The organism is Succinimonas amylolytica DSM 2873, from assembly GCF_000378405.1.
Classification (GTDB): domain Bacteria; phylum Pseudomonadota; class Gammaproteobacteria; order Enterobacterales; family Succinivibrionaceae; genus Succinimonas; species Succinimonas amylolytica.
This window is the reverse complement of sequence record NZ_KB899636.1, coordinates 1,766,349-1,769,067: the sequence shown is the minus strand read 5'-3', so window position 1 is coordinate 1,769,067 and position 2,719 is coordinate 1,766,349. Positions and strand designations below refer to the sequence as shown.

The following is a 2,719-nucleotide window of genomic DNA, read 5'->3' as shown; positions in this document are numbered from 1 at the left end:
GGAGCTCTGGGGCAAGAAATATCCTGGTGCCGTAAAATGCTGGGAACGTAATCTTGACACTGTACTGCAGCTGTTTGATTACCCATCGGCCATCAGAAAGCTTATATACACGACCAATGCGATAGAGAGTACAAACTCCAGCCTGAGAAAGGTAACTAAAAAGGGAACTTTCGAATCGCCGGATGCTGTTTACCGGGCTATGTATCTGAGGATACTTACGCTAAAAGAAAAGTGGGACAAGAGTCGAGTACAGAACTGGACCACAATTAAAAATGAATTTCTTCAACTACCACTTACAAAAGAGAGAATGGAGAAGTTAGTTTTTAAGAGTTAAATCACAGTTTACACAAAATAGTATTTACTCCCTTTTTGCTCAATCGGTTTGTCCCAATATCTGAACAATATTGCTCACTGGCTTTGTATTGCGTGCGGACTGGACAGAGGGACTTCTACAAAAAACCACCCGCATATATCGAGTCCCCAAATTCAATTTGCAGGCATTACCAATGAAAATGGTTAGTTTATTGTACATTTGTGATCAGTATGTTGTATCCTGTAGGCTAATTGCCTGTTTAGGCGTCTCTGAAAAAAGGAATTCGGAAATACTGACTAAATAGAAAGATATTCATTATTCTTCCTGTAAAGACCGCAAACTCTTGTCACTGTGCTTTCTGTTGTATTTAACAATCTCGCAGTTTCGGATATAGACATCGGAGGTTTACGCAGGACATGACACTCAATAATTCTTTTATGAAGCTCAACGTTTGCCTTTCTGCCATTATATTTTCCTTGTTGTCTGGCCAGCGCAATGCCTTCTTTTTGGCGTTTCCGTCTAAACTCGTAATCGTCCCTGGACATTTGAAGTGCTATTTTTAAAAGGAGCTCCTGCATGGTTTCAAGAACTATTTTTGACATACTGTCATCAGTCTTATTGATTATATCTGTGAAATCAACGATGCCAGGAACAAGCAGCTTAGCACCTTTAGACTTAATTTGATCAATTAGATGCTTCGCATCATCAATGGGTAAACGACTGATACGATCCATCTTCTCAGCTACAATGTAATCGCCAGGTTGAAGTTCCTGGATGAGTTTTTGCAGTTCAGGACGGTCTTCAATCGCTCCTGATGCCTTCTCTCTGTAAACACCGGCAATATAGAAGCCCTGAGCTTTTGCATCATCAATCAGGTGTTCCTGACGTTCTATGGTCTGTTCCTCTGTGGAAACTCGAATATAGATACGAACATTACCCCTAGTAGCCATTATCTGCCCCGACTTTTTTTGAATTCTGAAATTGAAAGTTGTTTATGAGAGTCATTAGGGGATGGAAAATCAATATTTAATGATTTTCTTAGTTCATCCATCTCCTCATTTCCCTTTGCTGCATTTGTTACTTCTTCGTTACTTAATCTTTTCCACCTCTTTTCAATAAAAGGCTTTAAATCAATCCCCGCAGGGACATACCAATGATTAATCTTGCGATCCCATTTTGCACCATAACCATTTGCTTCATCGTTGCATCCTATAGGGACAGAAAAATAGTATTTGAGTTTCCCGCTATATTTTTCCTGCTCCACCGAGTTATCTATTATAAATGGATTAGTTTTATAAAACAATTTTTGACTAAAAAATCTACTATAGTTCTATCACTTGCTGTATAAAAATCCGTTAAATACTCTTCAAAAGCAGCATAATTATCTTTTTGTATAGCCAATAAATCAAAATCATTTTTTATTAACTGAGTATTACACAAAAAAAGAGTTGTTCGTTTATTCCCATCCCAAAAAGGTTGTAATTTTGATAAATTACAAAAACACTCCGAAACAACAGATTTGTAATTATCTTTTGTAATATTATTAAGAGAAGATATTTCTTTTTTGACGTTTTCTACCTCTGGAAGTGGAATTTCTCCAATACACGGAATTGAACACAATCCATTTCTTAAAGCACCTGTAGCCAGAGCTTGATTTTTAGCCAAAGAAGAATTCAATCGTATATATAAATCCAGATCTATAGCTTGCTTGGAAAGATCCAAAGATTCCATGTAATTCAGAGTGTTTATTACATTATTGATAACAAGTGATTCTTCTTCAGGGAATTCCAACATGGCAAAATTATCATTATTTAGAAGTTTCTCAGTTTGAATATCTGTTAAATCAATTCCTTCAAATCTTAATAATGACTGTACGAAATTAATTTTAACTTCCATTCGAAAATCTTTAAGATTAGCCATTGATGTACATATCCTCTAAAACTAAATTGTTTTCAAATTCATAAAAATTAAGTTCTTTGTTTTTATACAAATATATAAAATTATTATTAGAATGTAGTATTCTGCTTTCATTACAAAATAGATTTATATTACGAAGTTGAAGAAGCTTTTCATTGTTTGAAATAAACTCAATATTATTCGCATAATTCAAAACGTCATTAGCACTAACAGATCTGAATAAAGCCCCATAATAACCAAAAACTCTTTGTAAAAAGAAATAGTCTCTAAAAGTTATATTTTGACATCTTTTATTCACAAATAAATCAACTACATGCCTATACCTTACATTTGGATGATCTATTACGTTTGTATAAACTGTCCAAAGAACAATGTCCTTTATTTTTGCTTTATCACCTAAACTCTCTGGTAGAGTATGACTAAACCATCCTAGCTGTCATTTCAAAGTTATCGTTCCCTATTCCCTCTAACCCACGTCATCCTTTACAA

At 34.9% G+C, this 2,719-nt stretch carries 4 protein-coding genes; 1 reads left to right on the top strand and 3 read right to left on the bottom strand.

Annotated elements, in window-relative coordinates; translation table 11 throughout:
* Positions 1 to 334 (top strand): transposase (locus F557_RS19270; RefSeq protein WP_019001692.1); only part of this gene is annotated, 334 nt, incomplete at its 5' end.
* Positions 335 to 609: 275 nt separating this feature from the next.
* Here F557_RS19270 and F557_RS0107850 read toward each other — a convergent pair.
* The 3 genes from F557_RS0107850 to F557_RS0107840 are packed head-to-tail and all read right to left on the bottom strand — an operon-like array spanning position 610 to position 2,233.
* Complete coding sequence (locus F557_RS0107850) at positions 610 to 1,263, bottom strand: recombinase family protein (protein ID WP_019001691.1); 654 nt, start codon at positions 1,261 to 1,263, stop codon at positions 610 to 612.
* Positions 1,263 to 1,577: a DUF5710 domain-containing protein gene (locus F557_RS0107845; RefSeq protein WP_157617787.1), complete on the bottom strand. Its 315-nt coding sequence runs from the start codon at positions 1,575 to 1,577 to the stop codon at positions 1,263 to 1,265. The genes F557_RS0107850 and F557_RS0107845 overlap by 1 nt, the downstream gene beginning before the upstream one ends.
* A gap of 11 nt (positions 1,578 to 1,588) precedes the next feature.
* Positions 1,589 to 2,233: a Fic family protein gene (locus tag F557_RS0107840; RefSeq protein WP_019001689.1), complete on the bottom strand. Its 645-nt coding sequence runs from the start codon at positions 2,231 to 2,233 to the stop codon at positions 1,589 to 1,591.
* Positions 2,234 to 2,719 lie beyond the last annotated feature (486 nt).